The sequence below is a fragment of the Candidatus Roseilinea sp. NK_OTU-006 genome (genome assembly GCF_012931985.1).
In the GTDB taxonomy this organism is placed as follows: domain Bacteria; phylum Chloroflexota; class Anaerolineae; order J036; family Brachytrichaceae; genus JAAFGM01.
Window position 1 is genome coordinate 27,913 of record NZ_JAAFGM010000025.1, and the last position, 16,501, is coordinate 44,413.

Sequence of the window (16,501 nt, forward strand, 5' to 3'; positions counted from 1 at the left end):
CCGTCGCACTGATGGGGGCGGGCGGGCCGCATCAGCGACCAAGAGATGCGGCGCGTGTTCAACGGCGACATGGGCCTGGTCATGATCGTCGCGCCGGAACATGTCAATGCCCTTCAAGCGGCGTTGGGCGAGCCGTCTTGGGTGATCGGGCGCGTGGCCCCCTCTGACTCTTGATGACCTGTGAGCGACCATGCGCGTCACCCTCGTCTTCACCGTGCTCAACGAGGCCGACAGCCTGCCCGCACTGCTCGATTCGATTGCCGCGCAGACGCGCCGGCCGGATGAGATCGTCGTGTGCGACGGTGGCAGCCGTGATGCTTCAGTCGCCCTCCTGCGCGGCGACCGGCGCCTCGAGATTCGCGTGATCGAAGCGCCGGGCGCGAACATCTCGCGCGGGCGTAATCTGGCCATTGCCGCAGCCTCTCACGACGTGATCGCCTGCACCGACGCCGGCGTGCGGCTCGACCCGCGTTGGCTCGAAGCCATCGTGGCGCCGCTGACGGATGAGCGCCGACACGCCGTCGCCGGCTTCTTCACGCCAGACCCACGCACGACGTTCGAGGTCGCTATGGGCGCAACAGTGCTGCCCGAATTGCGCGACATCCGGCCTGAGACCTTCCTGCCGTCATCGCGCTCGGTCGCCTTCCGCAAGTCGGCTTGGGCAGCGGTGGGCGGCTATCCGGAGTGGCTGGACTACTGCGAAGACTTGATCTTCGACATGGCGCTGCGCGAGCGGTGGGGCGCATTCGCCTTCGCGCCGGAAGCTGTGGCGCACTTTCGCCCACGCGGCTCGCTGCGCGCGTTCTTCAAGCAGTACTATCGCTACGCGCGGGGCGATGGCAAAGCCAATCTCTTCCTCGAACGGCATTTGGTGCGCTATGCGACGTATCTGATTGCGCTGCCGGCGCTGCTGGCGGGCCTGGTGGGGGGCGCGCCGATGGTCAAGCTGCTTGCCGCAGCCCTGCTGCTGGCCGGCGCTGCGGCATATACGCGAGCGCCCTACCGCCGGCTGCGTCGCTTATGGTCGCGTTTAACCTGGCCGGAGAGGCTGAAAGCCGTCGCTCTTGTGCCGATCATTCGCGTCGTGGGCGACGTGGCGAAGATGCTCGGCTATCCGGCCGGCGTTGGGTGGCGATTGCAACACCGGCCGGGCTGCCGATCACATCGCTGAGCCGGACGGCTCGATCACTGCGTTCGCGGCGATTACATCGCGCAGGTAATAGCCGCTGTCTTTGATGGTGCGTTTCTGCGTGGCGTAGTCCACGTGCACGATCCCGAAGAACTGCTGATAGCCGAACGACCACTCGAAGTTGTCCATCAGCGACCAGACGAAGAAGCCACGCAGGTCGGCCCCGTCTTGGATCGCGCGGTGGGCCGCGGCGAAGTGCGCGCGCAGATAAGCGACGCGCCGCTCGTCGTGCACGCGCCCATCCGTGATCTGATCGTCGAATGACGCGCCATTCTCGGTAATGTAGAGCGGCGTGCGCCCGCGCGTTGCGCGGTGTAGCTTCATCAGAATGGCGTAGAGCCCTTCCGGCCTCACCGCCCATCCCATGCGTGTGAATTCTGGGTCGTCGTCGTACACAACGCCACGTTTGGCGCTGATGCGCGTGGCCGTGTAGCAGTTTATGCCGATGAAGTCGTTGCGCGCCGCGATCATCGCCAGGTCGCCGGCGCGAATATCGGCGGCGCCGGCCATGCGGTCGAGCATGCGCTGGCTGTAGGCGCCGGTCAGGATCGGCTCGGCGAAGCCTTCGTATTGCCAGTCGAAGTCCTGCTCGGCGGCTTGGCGGTCTTCGTCGCTGTCGGTGGCCGGCAGGCGGGGCTCGAAGTTCAGCGTGATGCCCACGCGGGTCTCGGCGTCGCCGGCGGCGCGGATTGCTTGCAGGCCCAGCGCGTGCGCCAACAGCAGGTTGTGGGCGGCGCGCGCAGCGAGCGCTTTGTCCTGGTAGCCCGGCGCGTGCATCCCGAATTCGTAACCCAGGTAAGCGCTGCACCACGGCTCGTTTAGCGTGATCCAGTCTTTCACGCGGTCGCCCAGGGCGCGCACGACGACCGAAGCGTAATCGGCGAACCAGCCGGCGCTGTCGCGCGTCGTCCAGCCGCCCTGCGCGTTGAGCGCCGAGGGCAAATCCCAGTGATACAGCGTGACGAACGGACGAATCCCTGCAGTGAGCAATGCGTCCACCAGCCGGTCGTAGAATGCCACGCCCTTCGGATTGACCGCGCCGCGACCTTCGGGCAGGATGCGCGGCCAGGCGATGGAGAAGCGATACGCCTTCAGGCCGAGCTGCTTCATTAATGCGACATCGTCTCGATAGCGGTGATAGTGGTCGCAGGCGACGCTGCCGTCGCTCCCATCGGTGATGGCGTCTTTGTAACGGCAGAAGTCGTCCCAGATAGATCGCCCGCGATTGTCTTCGTTCGCCGCGCCCTCAATCTGATACGAGGACGTGGCTGTGCCCCACAGGAAACCAGGAGGAAAGGGATGTGTGCTCATGATGTGCAACGGAGCGCAAAGGTTGAGGATGAGAGATTACCGATCGGCAATTTGAACGAGTTGGTCGGCGGTGAAGGCGAAGGCGCGCCCGAAACCACCGATGAATCGCCCGCTTGTCGGCGTGATGCGAAATAGGTCGAAATCGGGTAAGCCGAACATGATCTCGCTGGACGGCAGACGCGCTAGAAAGCGCGCCTTGGACTGCACATAGTCTTGGCTCGCTTTCTCAATCTTGACGGCGTTCCCTTGCAGCGTCACGCGCGCGAGCGACATGACCTCGGCGCGGCCGTCGTCGGCTTCGGCGATCAGCAAGCTGCACTTCGGGTTGGCCAGCAGCATGCGCTTGTGCGGCGCGAGATCGCTGAGGTGGATCAGCAGGCCGGTCACCCCCGGCTCGGGGACATACGACGTCATCGCGGTAAACGGCTCATCGTGGTCGCAAACGGCGAGCGTTGCCAGCCGGCGCGCAAGGATGAAATCGCGAACTTCGGTGAGCGCATTCATGCCTGAGCCGATGCGGATGAGGGATCGCGCGCGGGGCTGCCCTCGTGCTTTACGGCGCAGCGGCCGAAGCGCGTCTTAAACGAACGTCATCCAGATAGAACGTCGTACCAGCCGCGCCGTCGCCCGCAGTGATCGCCAGCGCTTTGAGGTCAGCGAGGCCCTCCAGCGGCACGCGCACTTCGCGCCACTCGTCCGCCGGTGCGTCGAACTCGGCCGTCACCGGCGCGCCGTCGCCCGACGGGTAGAGCGCCACGGTCAGGCCTTTCACGCCACTCGGTCCGCCGTGCACCCAGAACGAAAGCGTCTCGAAGTTCCCCGCGTCTAGGGGCGACTCCGCCTGCAGGCGGAGGGCGCCATTGGGCTGTTCGAGCTGCACGGCGATGGCATACCAGGCGCGCGCAGTGTCCGCCTCGGTGAACGACACGCGCGCGCCCTGTGAGGCGTCGCGCCAGCCTTTGGCCAGCCGGTTGCTGAACAGTGCAAGGAAGGGCGGCGGCGCTGGCGGTTTCTCTGCCGAGGGCGGCAGGAGCGTGATCTCATCAATGTAATACTCGGCCGGCGAACCCAGTTCGCCCAGGTCTTGGATGTTGATGCGCTTGAGGGTCTGCGGGCTGCCCAGCAAGCTGAGCGGCACGGTGAATGTCTGCCAGCGGTTGGGCATTACGTCGAAGACGTAGCCGGGCGTCTCGCCGCCGATGTCGGTGGTTTGCAGGTAGAGTTGCATCCGCCGGGGCAGGTCATAGGTGGCGAAGATGCGCAAGAGCACCCCGCCATAGTCCTTTGCGGTGAGCGTGACCGGCGAGCGCAGCGACAGGCCGCCGGTGGCGTTGCCGCGCACCGCGATTGAGCGGCTGCCGAACAGCACCGGCTGAGTGTTTCGGAAGTTGACGCGGCTCTCCCACGACCAGTTCTCCCAGCCAGTGTCCAGGTAGCCATCGCGATACACCACCCGGCTCCCATCGGGCTGGGGGCCGACGTTCGGCGCCGTCAGCGGCGTGCTGAGCACCTCGCGCACCAACTGCACGCTGTCCACGTAGAATGGCGCCTGCTTTTCGCCGCTGGCATCCTGTAAGTTGATGCGCTTGATCGTGGTCAGGTCGCCGAAGTAGCTGAGCGGCACTGTGATCGGCGTCCAGATGCCGGCCGGCGCCTCGAAGAGCACGGCGCGCGAGTCGCCGCCGATGTCCTCTTGCTGGAGGAAGAGGCGCAGGGGCCGCTCGCCCTGTTCGCCGCCATGCACCCACAGGATCAGCGTGCCGTAGTCCTGCGCGCTGAGCGTGACCGGCGAGCGCAGCGACAGGCCGGCGTAGCCTTGGGTGTAGCGCACCGCGATCGAACGCCTGCCCAGCGCCGGTTTGGCATTGTCGAAGTTTATCTCGCTCTCCCACGACCAGTTCTCCCAGCCGGGCGCGAGCTGATCGGCGTATACAAACCCGTTGGCGAGCAGCGGCTGACCACTCGTCGGCGGCGCTGCCGGCCCACCTCCGGCAGGGGGCGCGTCGGTGGGGGGCGCCGGCACTTGCAACTCCACCGGCCGACCTACCAGCACGATGTTGTCCAGGTAGTAGGTCTGGGGCTGACCGCTGCGGTCTTGGAGGTTGATGCGCTTGATGGCCTTCACATCGCCGAAGACGCTAAATGGGATCGAGACCTGATGCCATCCGCCGGCGGGCACGTCGAACGCCAAGCGCGTGCTCTCCTCGCCCTCGTCCGCCTGTTGGATGAACAGTTGCAGGCGACGCGGTCCCTGATCGCCGGCGTGGATGCTGAAGCTCAACCCTGGGTACTGCGCCGGGCTCAGTGGCTCCTTGAAGCGCAGCGACAGGCCGGCGTAGCCCGCCTGATGTTGCACGGCCAACGAGCGCAAACCCAGCGCCGGCTGGGTGTTGGCGAAGCTCAGCGTGGTATCCCAGGACCAGTTCTCGAACAGGTTGGATACCGATTCGTCGAAGACAAGCAAGTCGCCCGGCATCAGATTGGCCATGTTGCTCAGGTCTACGCCGCCGGTGTCGCGCAAGAAGCAGATGTTGTCCAGGAAGACGGGCGGCTGGCCCTGGCCGGTGCGCTCCTGGAAGTTGATGCGCTTGATGGCCGGTACGTAGCCGAGCAGGCGGAAGGGGATGACGACCTGCGTCCACCTGCCTGAGGGCACGTCCATGTGGAAGCGGCGCGACTCCTCGCCCTCGTCCGTGCCGTGCACGAAGAACATCAGTTGGCGCACGCCGGGGTCCTCGCCACCGCTGATCCAGAACGAGATCGCCTCATAGTCGGCGCGACTGAGCGCGACCGGTGTGCGCAGCGAGAGGCCGGCGTAGCCCTCGCGGTGCCGGAAGGCCAGCGCCTTACCGCTGAGCGCGTAGGGGTGCTCGCGCGCCACGTTAGTGTTCCACGACCAATCCTCCCAGCCGTCGGCAAGCGCGTCGTCGTAGAGCACGTAGGCGCAGCCCGCAATGTTGGACGGGCGCGGCGCCGGCGGCGCTGGCGGGGGCGGTGGTGGTGGGGGGGGCGGTGGGGGCGGCACTGGCACGTTGCTTAGACACACCGTGTCCACATAAAACGTAGGTTGGCCGGCGCCGGTGCGGTCTTGGATGTTGATGCGCTTGATGGTGGCCGGGCTGCCAAACGCCCACAGCGGGATGCCGATCTGCGTCCACTGACCGGCCGGCGCATCAATCGGCACTGTGTTGGTGTCGCCGCCGGTGTCGTTCTGCTGAATGAACACCTGCAACTGACGCACGCCGCTGGCGCCGCCGTGCACCCAGAGGAAAACGGCGGTGTAACTGTTGCCGGGCAAGCCGGGGTCCACGCGGAAGGATAAACCGCCGTATGGCGACATGGTCGCCTCGATGGCGAAGGTACCCGCCTGCACGACCGTGTCGCCGGCAAAGTCGTAGCTGCCATTCCAAGACCAGTTGTGCCAGTTTGGCGCGAGGGCATCCAGGTAGATCGGCGTGGTGCAGTTCGGCGGGGGTGGGGGCGGTGGCGATACAGGGTCGTTGCTAAGGCACACGGTGTCCACATAAAACGTGGGCTGGCCGGCGCCGGTGCGGTCTTGGATGTTGATGCGCTTGATGGTGGCCGGGTTGCCCAACGCATAAAGCGGGATCACCACTTGCGTCCACTGGCCGGGTGTCGCATTGAACGGCACTGTGTTGGTGTCGCCGCCGGTGTCGTTCTGCTGGACGAACACCTGTAGCTTGCGCTTGCCGCTTGCGCTGCCGCCGTGCACCCAAAAGCGAATGGAGGTGTAACTGCTGCCGGTCAATCCGGGGTCCACGCGGAAGGACAGGCCGGCGTAGCCGCTGGTCATGTTTGCCTCGATGGCAAAGTTGCCGTCCTGCACGGTCGTGCTGTTGGCAAAATCATGCGGGCCGCCCCACGACCAGTTCTGCCAGCCGGCGGCGAGCGCGTCAAGGTAGACCGGCGTGGTGCAGTCCGCTGGTACCGTCGGTGCTGCAAGCAACTTGATCTCATCCACGTAAAACGTGGGTTGGCCGGCGCCGGTGCGGTCTTGGATGTTGATGCGTTTGATGGTGGTCGCCGGAGGGCTGTTGAACGCGCTGAGCGGGATGACCACCTTGGTCCACTGGCCGGCTGGCGCGTCAAACGGCACGGCGTTGGTTTCGTTGCCAGGGCCGCCGCTATCGGTGAGATGGACGAACACTTGCAGTTGGCGCGTGCCGCTGGCGCCGCCGTGCACCCAAAACTGAATGACGCTGTAGTTGGCGCCCGGCAGGCCCGGATCCACGCGCAGCGACAGGCCGGCGTAGCCGCTGGTCATCGTGGCCTCGATAGCGCTGCTCCCTGCGTAAACCGTGCCAGTGTGGTTTAAGTTGTAACTGCCGCCCCACGACCAGTTAGCCCAATTCGCGCCGAGGGCATCGGCATAAACGACCTCATCGCCTAGGGCGAACGCGGTGCGCGCGGGTACGCGCATGGACGCATCGTTCAGAGCAAACAACATCAGAGCTAACGCTGCGCCGATCCGCAGAGCGTATTCAGCGATTACTTCTGCAACAGAAGATCCTCTACTGCGTCCCTCATTCGCACGTTCTCGCGTCGAGATTGACATGGTAGGCGATGCTCCCGCTGTTGCTATTTTCGGCATTTTAGCCCAAGTTGTGAGCAAGCCCTAACAGCGTACACAAGCGCTGCCAAAAGTCGCGCGAATCGGACTACGCCGGGCGAGCGACGTGTGGGCATCTGCATCAAATCGTCCGCTAACCGCACAGTCTCACTCAGGAGATGTGCTCCTTCTATGAGCCGGCCAGCGCCATCGGTCTTTGGCCTCTCGGCGCGAGTCAATCAGCGGGGGTGATCGCCAGCGCCGCCACGCCAATCGGCGGGCCGGCGTGGGGGATGGCGGCGAGGCGGTCGAAAGAGAGCCCAGAACCCGGAGTCCAGATGTCATATTCGGAACCCTGATCTGGATTCTGGATTCTGATTCTTGATTCTTGATTCTTGATTCTTGATTCTTGATTCTTGATTCTGGATTCTGGATTCTGGATTCTGTGATCTTCTTCGCTATCGCTTGCGCGACGCGCTTCAGCGCAGCCGGATACGAGACCAACTGAGATGCACAACGCCGGCGCTATAGCCCTCCCAGGCTACGCATCTGCTCGACCCACTGCAGCGCGGCGGCACGGGCCGCTTCGGCGAAGTCGGCCTTGCGCGAGGCGTAAATCACCGAATGCGAGACGCTGATCACCGGCCCCAGGCCATCGCGCGTTCGCCCGAATTCCACGGCGGCTGCTAGGTCGCTGTCCTGCGCCCCCAGGATGGGGATGAGGAACGGCAACTGTGGGGACAACACGCGGATGCGCTGCATCTCCTCCGGCGCGGTCGCGCTCACTACCAGCCCACATGCGCCGGGTCCTTCGGCATGCCAACGATTGGCCATCAGCGCAACCTTCTCATAAAGGTGCAGCGTGAGCGCGTTGGCGCGCCGGTCATCGATAGCCGGCTGGACTTCTACTTCCAGATGTTGCAACTCCCAGGCGTGCTCGTTGCTCGTGCGCGCCGTCACGAACACGCCCCGGTCGGCATATTTCAGGAAGGGGCGAATGGCATCGCTGCCGATGTAGGGGGAGAGCGTGACGGCGTCGGCGCGGAACTGCTCAAACGCGCCGCGCGCATAGGCTTCGGCCGTGCGCCCAACGTCGCCGAATGCGCCGTCGAGAATGATTGGGATATCCGGCGGAATCAGGCGCACGATGCGTTCTAGGGCGATCATGCCGGCTGCGCCCTCTGCCAGGTAGAAACCCAGGTTAGCCTTGTAGGCGCAGACTAAATCGCGGGTCGCCTCGATGATGGCGCGGGCGAAGGGGAGCATCGGCTCATCATAGGGTTGGATCGGCAACGGCGTATGCGCCGCCACAATGTCTAAGCCGATGCACAGATAGGAGCGATTCTTGTGCTGCGCTTGCGCGAGCTTTTCGATGAAGGCGGACATCGGTCAGGTTTGTGTGGTCAGCCGGGCAGATAGTAGCTGATGGTGAGTCCGCTGTTGGGATAGGCGACTTCATTTACTAACTGATGACTGCGCACCTCGGCGAATGCGCGCACGATGCGCTGGCGCCACGCGTTCTTGTTGCGCATGTCGTCGGTTTGATACAGCGGCGACGATTCATCCACGCGGATGAGCGTGACCTGCGCGCCGGGATTCTCGTCCAGCCAGCGTTGCACGCGGGCGATGTCGTTCGGTCCTTCCACCGGCGGCGCGTCGTATTGGATCGGATGCGGGGTGTTGGCGAATGCCGGCAACGGGCGCAGCCGCCACTCGAACAGTGGCGGGCTGAGTTCCCCGAAGGTGCCGATGATGAGCACCGGTCGGTCAGCTTGCTGCCACCGCACGATCTGATGCGCAGCGGCGCGCAGGTCGTCTGCGAGACGGCCGGCCCACACGGGCTGCAAGCGCGGCAGCCAGGTCAGCCAACTCCAAGATGCGACTGCGCAGAGCGCGAGGATTGAAATTAAGGATGGGAGATTGGAGATTGGGGAGTGGGAGGCGTGGCCCACAATCCCTAATCTCCAATCTCTAATCGCTTTGACCAATTCTGCGAAGCCCAGCCCCGTCAACAACCAAAGCGATGGGAAGAGCGGCGTAATGTAGCGGTCGGCTTTGAGCGGATGTAGCGTGGCCAGCGCAAAACCCAGCGCGAAGAACACCGCCAGCAGCGTGATGCCGGGGTGGCGGATGCGCGCGACTGCCCAGGCAGCGCCGAGCACCGCTGCGCCGGCCAACAGCGGGCTGGGCATCAGCCAGTAGAGCGTCGTCCGCACATAGAACAGCAAATTCTCGGAACTCCAGAAGGGATAGCCGCTGTCCTCGTTGGTGACGAAGAAGCGGAAGTCGCGCCATTTCACCTCGGTTGGCACGATGTCCGTCCCGCCGAAGAACCAGAATACGATGCCGGCCACCAACGGCGCATACAGTGCCAGAATTGAGAATTGAGAATTGAGAATTGAGAAAGGGCGAGCTTGCACTCGCTCGTTGTTCTTCGCTCGGATTAGGCGGAGGCGTTCGCCGAGGTCCACGATGCCCACGGCTGCGATGGCAAAAGCGGCGTAGTTGAACTTGGTGAGGAAGGCGAAGTACAGCGCGCAGCCGGTGAGGAAGAACCAGCGCGTGCGCCGTGTGCGCAGCGCTTGTAGGAAACACCAAAATGCGACGAAGACGACGAACGCCACCGGCGTCTCCTGCATCGCCCAACTGCTCACGAACAACCACCCCGGCGCGCTGAGCGCGATCAGCCCGCTTGCCAGCCCGGCCAATGCTGCTAGCTCGGGGTTGATCTGATAGGCGATCGCGCACGCCATCAACGCCGTCGCCACGAGCATGATGTAGGCGAACAGTCGAGCGCTCTCGTCGCTGCGCCCCAGGATGCCCAGGAATGGCGCCTGAAGCAACGAGAAGCCCGGCGGCCACAACGTCTGGATGTGAAAGTCGCCCCACAGCGCGCGCAGGTCGAGCGCCAGGATGTCGCGCAGCATGTAGTAGCCCGGCAGGCTATGCGCGGCTTCGTCGAAGTTGAGCGGCGGCGCAGGCGCGATCAGCCTGAGGAAGATTTCGCGGCCGATGAGGATGGAGAGCAGCGCGAGCGCGCCGGCGACGATCCGCGTGCGGGCTTTGGGCGACACGCCGATCAGTATACTCAGCCCGGTCGCGCTTTCATGATCATCACCGCGCATCGCGTGCGCCGCCGGCTGGAGGCGGCCGCGCCGCTCGTCGTCCTTGCGCTGCTCTGGGCGTTGTTCTTCTGGCGCATCCTCACGCCCGCGCCAGCGGATCGGTTGACTTTTCAGCAAGGCGATTTCACCTTGCAGTTCCTTGCCTACCGGCAACTGGCCTATCGGCAATTTGCTGCCGGGCGTTTCCCGGTGATCGAGGAATGCCTCTACAGCGGCTATCCCTTTCAAGCCGACCCACAGTCGCAGGTGCTGTATCCGCCGGTGTTGGCCGCCATGCTTATCGGCCGCGCGCTGGGCTGGACGGAGTACCCGCTGCGCGCGCTGGAATGGGAAGTGATGCTGCATGTGCTCCTGGCGGCAGTCGGCATGTATGGCTTCCTGCGCATCGCCGGCAACCCGTCGGGTAAACCGAGGCTACATCGCCTCGCCGCGCTCGTCGGCGCGGTCGCCTATGGCTTCGGCGGCTTTATGACCGGCTACGCCATGTTGCAGACGGCCATCCTGCAAACCGCCGCCTGGCTACCGATGATTCTGCTGGCGCTCCGATGGCTGGCGACTCGGCAGCGTTGGCTGCCGGCCGCGGCGCTGTTGGCGGTGTTGGTCTTCATGGCCTTCACGGCCGGACATCCACAAACGCTGCTCTTCATTGCTTACACCGGCGCCGCCGCGTTCGTCTTCTGGCTGTGGCAGGCGCGGCGCAGCGAAAGATGCCAAACATTGCTGACGCAGGGCTTGGCGCGAGGCGGGATCGCCGCGCTGTTCGCCGTGGGGCTAAGCGCGGCGCAGCTCATCCCCACGCTATCGTTCATGCTAGCTTCGACGCGCGCCTCGCTGACCTTCGAGCAGGCCGGGCGTGGCTTCGCGCTGCATGACATCGCGCTACTCGCGCTCACCGGCGTGACCAACGTATGGCAGCCGATCTACGTGGGCATCGCGGCGTTAGCCCTGGCCGGAATCGCCATCACCGTAGCCGCTCGTGCCCCCGGCAAGCGGTCGGACGTTTGGCTGTGGGTTGCCGTCGGCCTCGGCGCGCTCGTCCTTGGCTTCGGCATGAATGCGTTCGGCTTCGACGTGGCGTATCTGCTCGCGCCCGGCTATCGCCAGTTCCAGGCGCAGGAGCGCCACGCTGTGATCGTTGCGTTCGCGCTGAGCGCCTTGGCCGCCTATGGAGCGGATGCGCTGCTGCGCCCGCTGCGCCCGCGCGCCCGATTGGGGCTGTGGCGAGCAACGCGCGGGTTGGGGCTGTGGGGGGCGATCGCGTTCAGTGGGCTGATCGCGCTGCTCATCGCGCAACGCTTGGCCGGCGAGCCTACGCAGGCGACGCTGTCTACTGTGGCCGACAAATTCGCCCTGATCGTGCTCGGCCTGCTAGGAACGGCAGCGCTCTTCGCGTGGCGCGCGCGTTTAGGCGCGATGCCGCGCCGGCTGTGGGGTGCCGTATTGCTCGGCCTCGTCATCTTCGACGTGTTTAGCGCCAACCGTTACACCGCCACCCAGCCCATGGCCGACCCTTTCCCACCCCATCCACTGATCGCGCCGATCAAGCCGACCCAGCGACCGAACGGCTACTCGCGCGTGTATAACCATTTCGGCTTGCCGCTCAACGGCGCGTGCATCGCCGGCCTGAACGAAGTCGGCGGCGGCTCGCCTATCGTCCTGCGCGCCTATAAGGCGTTCCTGGATAACGCGCCCGAGGAAGTGATGGTGAAGCTGCTCAACGCGCGACACGCCGTGACGTGGCGCGGCGCGATGGAGACGCCGGAGGGCGTGATGATCCCGTGGTTTTTGCTGGCGCGCGACACATTCGAGGGCAAGGAAGCCAGCACCTATCGGCTGGATTGGGAGCCGCAGACGTTCAACGGCGCGTGGATTCCCCGCCGCATCACCGGCGCGCCATCCGAAGCGGCGATGTACGCGCGCATGCGCGCGCCCGACTTCGATCCATTCGGCGAGGCCGTTATCGTCCACATGCCCGAAGACCGAGTCCCGCGTGGCGCAAACGGCAGCGCTGCCGTCGAAGGCAAGTCCCCCGGCTACATCAAGGTTGCCGTGAACGCCGACGCGCCGACGTTGCTGGTCGTCAGCCAGGCTTACCACTGGAACTGGGTCGCGTTGATCAACGGGCGAGAGGCGCCGACGATTGCGGTCAACGGCGCATTGCTCGGCGCGCCGATCCCCGCCGGCGCATTCAGCGTGGAGTTCAGCTATCGTCCGCTCGATCTCTACATCGGCACGGCGATCAGCGCGACGACAGCGGTAGTCATGGCGCTGAGCCTGGCAATTCACCGGTTGTCAGGTCGGCAGACTGGTGGGGCGACGCGCCTTTCTGGGGGACGAGATGGGGTAAACGGTGAGCGATAAGGTGAGGCAGAACGCGCAGAGCGTTGCGGCAGCGGCGTTGATCGCCGCGCCCACGCTCATCTACGTCGCTGCGTTGCTGTTCGATCCGGCGCGGACGCTGGTGCTGTGGGAACGCGCGACGCCGCCGGCCCTGCCGCTGCTGCTGCTGGCGGCCGGCCTGGTGATCCACGCAGCGGTCTCGCTGATGATCCTGGCGCACCTGCCGGCGCGACTTTCCCGCCGCCAAACGGCCGGGGTGCTGACCTACGTCGTCTTGGCCGGCCTTGCGCTGCAGACCGCGGCGACGCACATCGTCGAGCCATTTCCGCTGCGCGGCCTTGCCTTTCGGCAGTACAGCGACTTCACCGGCGGCTATTTCACGGTGGGCGCGCGCGTGGACGACCTGGGCGCGTGGTTGGGGCGCTTCGCGCAGGAAATGGAGAGCTACAACGTTCACGCCGAGCGGCATCCCCCCGGCCTGCCGATGATCTTCTGGGTCGGCGTGCAGGTGATGCGCGGCTTTCCCGCGCTGGCCGAGGCATTGGCACCGACGCTGCGGCCGCTCGCCTGCTTCGACCTCCGCGCGTCTGCGCTCGATGACGCGCAGATCGCCGCCGGCTTGTTCGGCATCGTCGTCGAAACGGCGCTGGCCTGGTTGGCGCCGGTCTTGCTTTTCTTCTACGTCCGCCGCGTCGCCGATGACCGCGCCGCGGCGACGGCGGCGCTGCTGTATCCGATGGTGCCCGGCGCGCTGATGTGGGCTTCGCAGTGGAATCGCGGCTTCGGCGTCTTCATCCTGGCCGGCCTGATGCTGGTGGAGCGGCTTGTGGCGTCGCCGACGCGCGCCCGATCCATGGCTTATGCCGTCGGCCTCGGCCTCGTCCTATCGGCTGCGGTGATGATGAGCTTCGGCAACGTGCCGATCATCATGGCCTGCGGACTGTATGCGCTCGTCCGCATCTGGCAGATAGACCGATTTCGCGCGCTCCCGGCGCGCGCGTTGCAGGGCATCACCGTGCTGGCCGGCTTCGCCATGCCCTGGGCTGCGCTGATCCTGCCGACGGGGTTCGATTTGCCCGCCACCTACCGGACGGCGATGCGGATTCACCTTGCACTGGAGCGCGACTATTGGCCCTTTGTCGTTTGGCATCCGTGGGACCTCTTCACCTTCGCCGGCCTGCCGCTGGCAGCGATCGCGCTGTTGATGACGTGGCGCCGCGCGCCTGCGCTCACCTTTGCCTGGGTTGCGACGATCGCCGCCCAGTCGCTGCTGCACGTCGCGCGTGGGGAGACCGGTCGCGTGTGGATGTATTTCGCCCCGATCATCGTCGCGTTGGCCGGTGTGTGGATCGCGCAACGGTCGGCAGCAAATGCGCCGAGCGGCGCGCGGCCGGTTTCTTGGCTTCACGTTGTCGTGACGGCTCTGATGGTCATTCAAGCGACCACGCACATCGCCTTGTTGCGCGTGATCGGTTACGGCGCCGACCCGATCACCGTGCCGAATGCGACGCTGCCGGCCGACCTGATCCCTACGGAGATTCGCTTCGAGCCGAACGGCGAGGCGCGGCTGCTCGGCTACACCATGCCGTCCAAACTGACGCCGGGCCAGTCGGCCACGCTCGACTTGTATTGGAAGCTGGATAGCGACTCGCCGCTGCCCATCGCCCGCAAAGTCTTCGTACACGTCGCCGATACGCCCAAGGATGAATATCGCATCGTCAATCAGGATGGCCGCCCGGCGAATTGGACGTTGCCGACGACATGTTGGCTGCCCGGCCAGGTGATCCACGATCCGCACCATTTCACCGTCGCTCCCGACGCGCGGCCGGGCGAGTATGTTGTGCTGATCGGGCTATATGACGAGTTCACCGGTGAGCGCGCCTTTGTACACACGGCGCAGATTGCCGTAGCGAATGCCGTCGCGCTGCCGACGAAGCTCAAGATCGTCTCATCGCATCTCGAGTGAAGTGATGACCACCGCATCCCGGCCGTCCGCGGTGCGCAGCCGCGGCATGCCGTCCTGGGTGGGGTCGTAGATGCCGATGCGCACATCGTAGCGGCCGGGCGGCGCATCCTCGTTCAGCCGCACGCCGTAAACGTGAACGCCGCGACCGTCGCTCAGGATCAGATGCGGCGCGTCTAGCGCTAATGGCTCGTCGCGTTGGCCGATGAGCGCCTGTGGATCGTCGCTCCGGCTGATGTGGATAAACAACTTCTGTGCGCCGCCGTGTCGCGCCTGAGCGCCGTTCCACCGCAGGAACACCTCGACGAGCCGCCCGCGCGCGTCCACACGCGCATGGGCGGCGTCGAGCGTTGGACCGCCGGTGAATGCCACGCCGAAGGGATACAGCGCGCGCGTCGAGCCGGCCGTAAATCTTTACGATCCAGCGGCCGCTGTAGGTTTCCTCGACCTGCACGAACTCGCTCGCCAGTGCCGACGCCGCAATGCCCCGTCCGTCCCAGAAACTGTCCACGATCTGCAACACCACGCGCTCGACGCCGCTCGCCTTAAGCTCGGCCGCTACCTGCCGCGCCCCTTCTGCATCGCCGGCGCGATACGGCAGCGTGATGAACGCCGGGCCATCCGGCAGGTAGCGGTGATGGTAGTACGTGAAGACCGGATCGGGGAAGTTGAGCGCGATGCGGACGCGCTCCTTTGGCAATGCCTCTGCGTAGCGGTTGACGACGCGAATGAAGCCATGCCACACGCGGGGATGCCCGTCCACCACTTCGGAGCGTTGATAGCTGCGCAGGCCGGCCAACGTCACGGCCGCCAAGGCGATGCCCAGGCCGGCAGACACAATGCGGCCAACGGCTGCCGGCATCACCGAGGGCGCGAATTGCAGTCGCGGGCGGTGGGCAAGGGCGATGGCGAGCAAGAGCTGGAACGGCGCCAACGCGGCAATCGAGTAACGCTCCGAGAAGATCGGGCGATTGAGCGAGGCTGCCCATGCGATGGTCAGCGGCACGAACAGGTAGAGCCCCAGCAGCGCTGCCTGCCCACGCATGCGGGGCGCGCCGAACCCCAGCTTGATGAACGCCACCACGATGAGCGCCGCGCCGAACGCGGCCAGCGTGAGCCGATGGTCGGCGACGTTTGGTCCGGCAATGAAGGCGCTGAACCAAGCCATCAGCGCTTCGCCGGGTGAGAGGTTGATGCCCACTGCGCCGCGGTAGTTCACCAGCACATCGCGCGCGACGATCAGCCAGGGCAAGCTGAGCGCGGAGAGCATCACCTGCGCCGCCAGCCAGCGCACCAGCGGCGCCGGCAGCACCGGTTTGTCTGCGACAACCACCGGTCGCAGCGCGGCCACGGCAAGCCGGCCGATTCGAGGAAGCAGCGCGCTACCGAAGGCGAATAGGTTCTGCGCGATGAAGACGAAGCCGGCGTAGTAGTGCATCTGCAAAGCCAACCCACTGACGATGACATAGGCCAGGACGATGCGCCACCCTGCGCGGCGCAGCAACATCCACATGAGCAGTGTGCTCGCCAGGGTGAGCGCAAGCAGCATCGAGTACATGCGCATCTCCCGGCTATAGAACACGGCAAACGGCCCGAGCGCCATCAGCGCCGCCGAGACCAGCGCCACGCCGCGCGCGAAGCCCAGTTCGCGCGCAAATCGCCAGGCCAGCGCAATCGCCAAAACGCCGAGCCAGACGGCGGGGAAGCGCAGCGCGAACTCGCTGCTCCCGGTCAGCGCCACCCAGGCCTTCTGTAAGAAGTAACTGCCCACCGGATGTGGCTCGCGCATGGCCAGCGTGTCGCTGACGATCTGGCTGTATGACCCTTGAATAAACACGTAGCTGAAGCCCTCGTCGCCGGCCAACTCCGCGAAATCCAGGTGATAGACGCGCGCAGCGAAGCCGAGCAACACGACGAGTGCCAGGCCGAAGCCGGCGGCGAGGGCGCGGCGTGATCTGCCGGTTGTGCGACCCGAGTGGAGCGAGGCAATCATGCGGTGGAGA

The 16,501-nt window shown here is 65.3% G+C and carries 9 protein-coding genes; 3 read left to right on the forward strand and 6 right to left on the reverse strand.

The features are described from left to right. The first annotated feature begins 190 nt into the window (after nucleotides 1-190). The gene (locus GXH28_RS12035; protein ID WP_169239278.1) at nucleotides 191-1,171 is read left to right on the forward strand and encodes a glycosyltransferase; all 981 of its coding nucleotides are present in this window, start codon (nucleotides 191-193) and stop codon (nucleotides 1,169-1,171) included. Here the strand turns inward: GXH28_RS12035 and GXH28_RS12040 are convergent. The 5 genes from GXH28_RS12040 to GXH28_RS12060 form a co-directional block, all read right to left on the reverse strand. Further along, on the reverse strand, nucleotides 1,160-2,500 hold the full coding sequence (locus GXH28_RS12040) for a GH1 family beta-glucosidase (RefSeq protein ID WP_169239279.1): 1,341 nt from the start codon (nucleotides 2,498-2,500) through the stop codon (nucleotides 1,160-1,162). The genes GXH28_RS12035 and GXH28_RS12040 overlap by 12 nt on opposite strands. 36 nt (nucleotides 2,501-2,536) lie before the next feature. Beyond that, nucleotides 2,537-3,004, reverse strand: a complete 468-nt coding sequence (locus GXH28_RS12045) for a HugZ family pyridoxamine 5'-phosphate oxidase (protein WP_169239280.1) — start codon at nucleotides 3,002-3,004, stop codon at nucleotides 2,537-2,539. Nucleotides 3,005-3,053: 49 nt separating this feature from the next. After that, nucleotides 3,054-6,941, reverse strand: coding sequence for a hypothetical protein (locus tag GXH28_RS12050; RefSeq protein ID WP_169239281.1), 3,888 nt, complete (start codon nucleotides 6,939-6,941; stop codon nucleotides 3,054-3,056). Between the two features lie 654 nt (nucleotides 6,942-7,595). Beyond that, entirely contained in the window at nucleotides 7,596-8,456 is an 861-nt protein-coding gene (pyrF, locus tag GXH28_RS12055; RefSeq protein ID WP_169239282.1) for an orotidine-5'-phosphate decarboxylase, read from the reverse strand. A 17-nt stretch (nucleotides 8,457-8,473) separates the two neighbouring features. Further along, on the reverse strand, nucleotides 8,474-10,144 hold the full coding sequence (locus GXH28_RS12060; protein WP_169239283.1) for a glycosyltransferase family 39 protein: 1,671 nt from the start codon (nucleotides 10,142-10,144) through the stop codon (nucleotides 8,474-8,476). Nucleotides 10,145-10,177: 33 nt separating this feature from the next. On the opposite strand from GXH28_RS12060, the gene GXH28_RS12065 reads away from it, so the two are divergent. Together GXH28_RS12065 and GXH28_RS12070 are read left to right on the forward strand one after the other, a co-directional pair. Then, nucleotides 10,178-12,556: a YfhO family protein gene (locus GXH28_RS12065; protein ID WP_169239284.1), complete on the forward strand. Its 2,379-nt coding sequence runs from the start codon at nucleotides 10,178-10,180 to the stop codon at nucleotides 12,554-12,556. Beyond that, nucleotides 12,546-14,501 (forward strand): hypothetical protein, encoded by a 1,956-nt coding sequence (locus tag GXH28_RS12070; protein WP_169239285.1) that lies wholly within the window; start codon nucleotides 12,546-12,548, stop codon nucleotides 14,499-14,501. Before GXH28_RS12065 ends, GXH28_RS12070 begins: the two co-directional genes overlap by 11 nt. Here the strand turns inward: GXH28_RS12070 and GXH28_RS12075 are convergent. Further along, nucleotides 14,473-16,491, reverse strand: coding sequence for a glycosyltransferase family 39 protein (locus GXH28_RS12075; RefSeq protein WP_169239286.1), 2,019 nt, complete (start codon nucleotides 16,489-16,491; stop codon nucleotides 14,473-14,475). The two genes, GXH28_RS12070 and GXH28_RS12075, sit on opposite strands and share 29 nt — an antisense overlap. Nucleotides 16,492-16,501 lie beyond the last annotated feature (10 nt).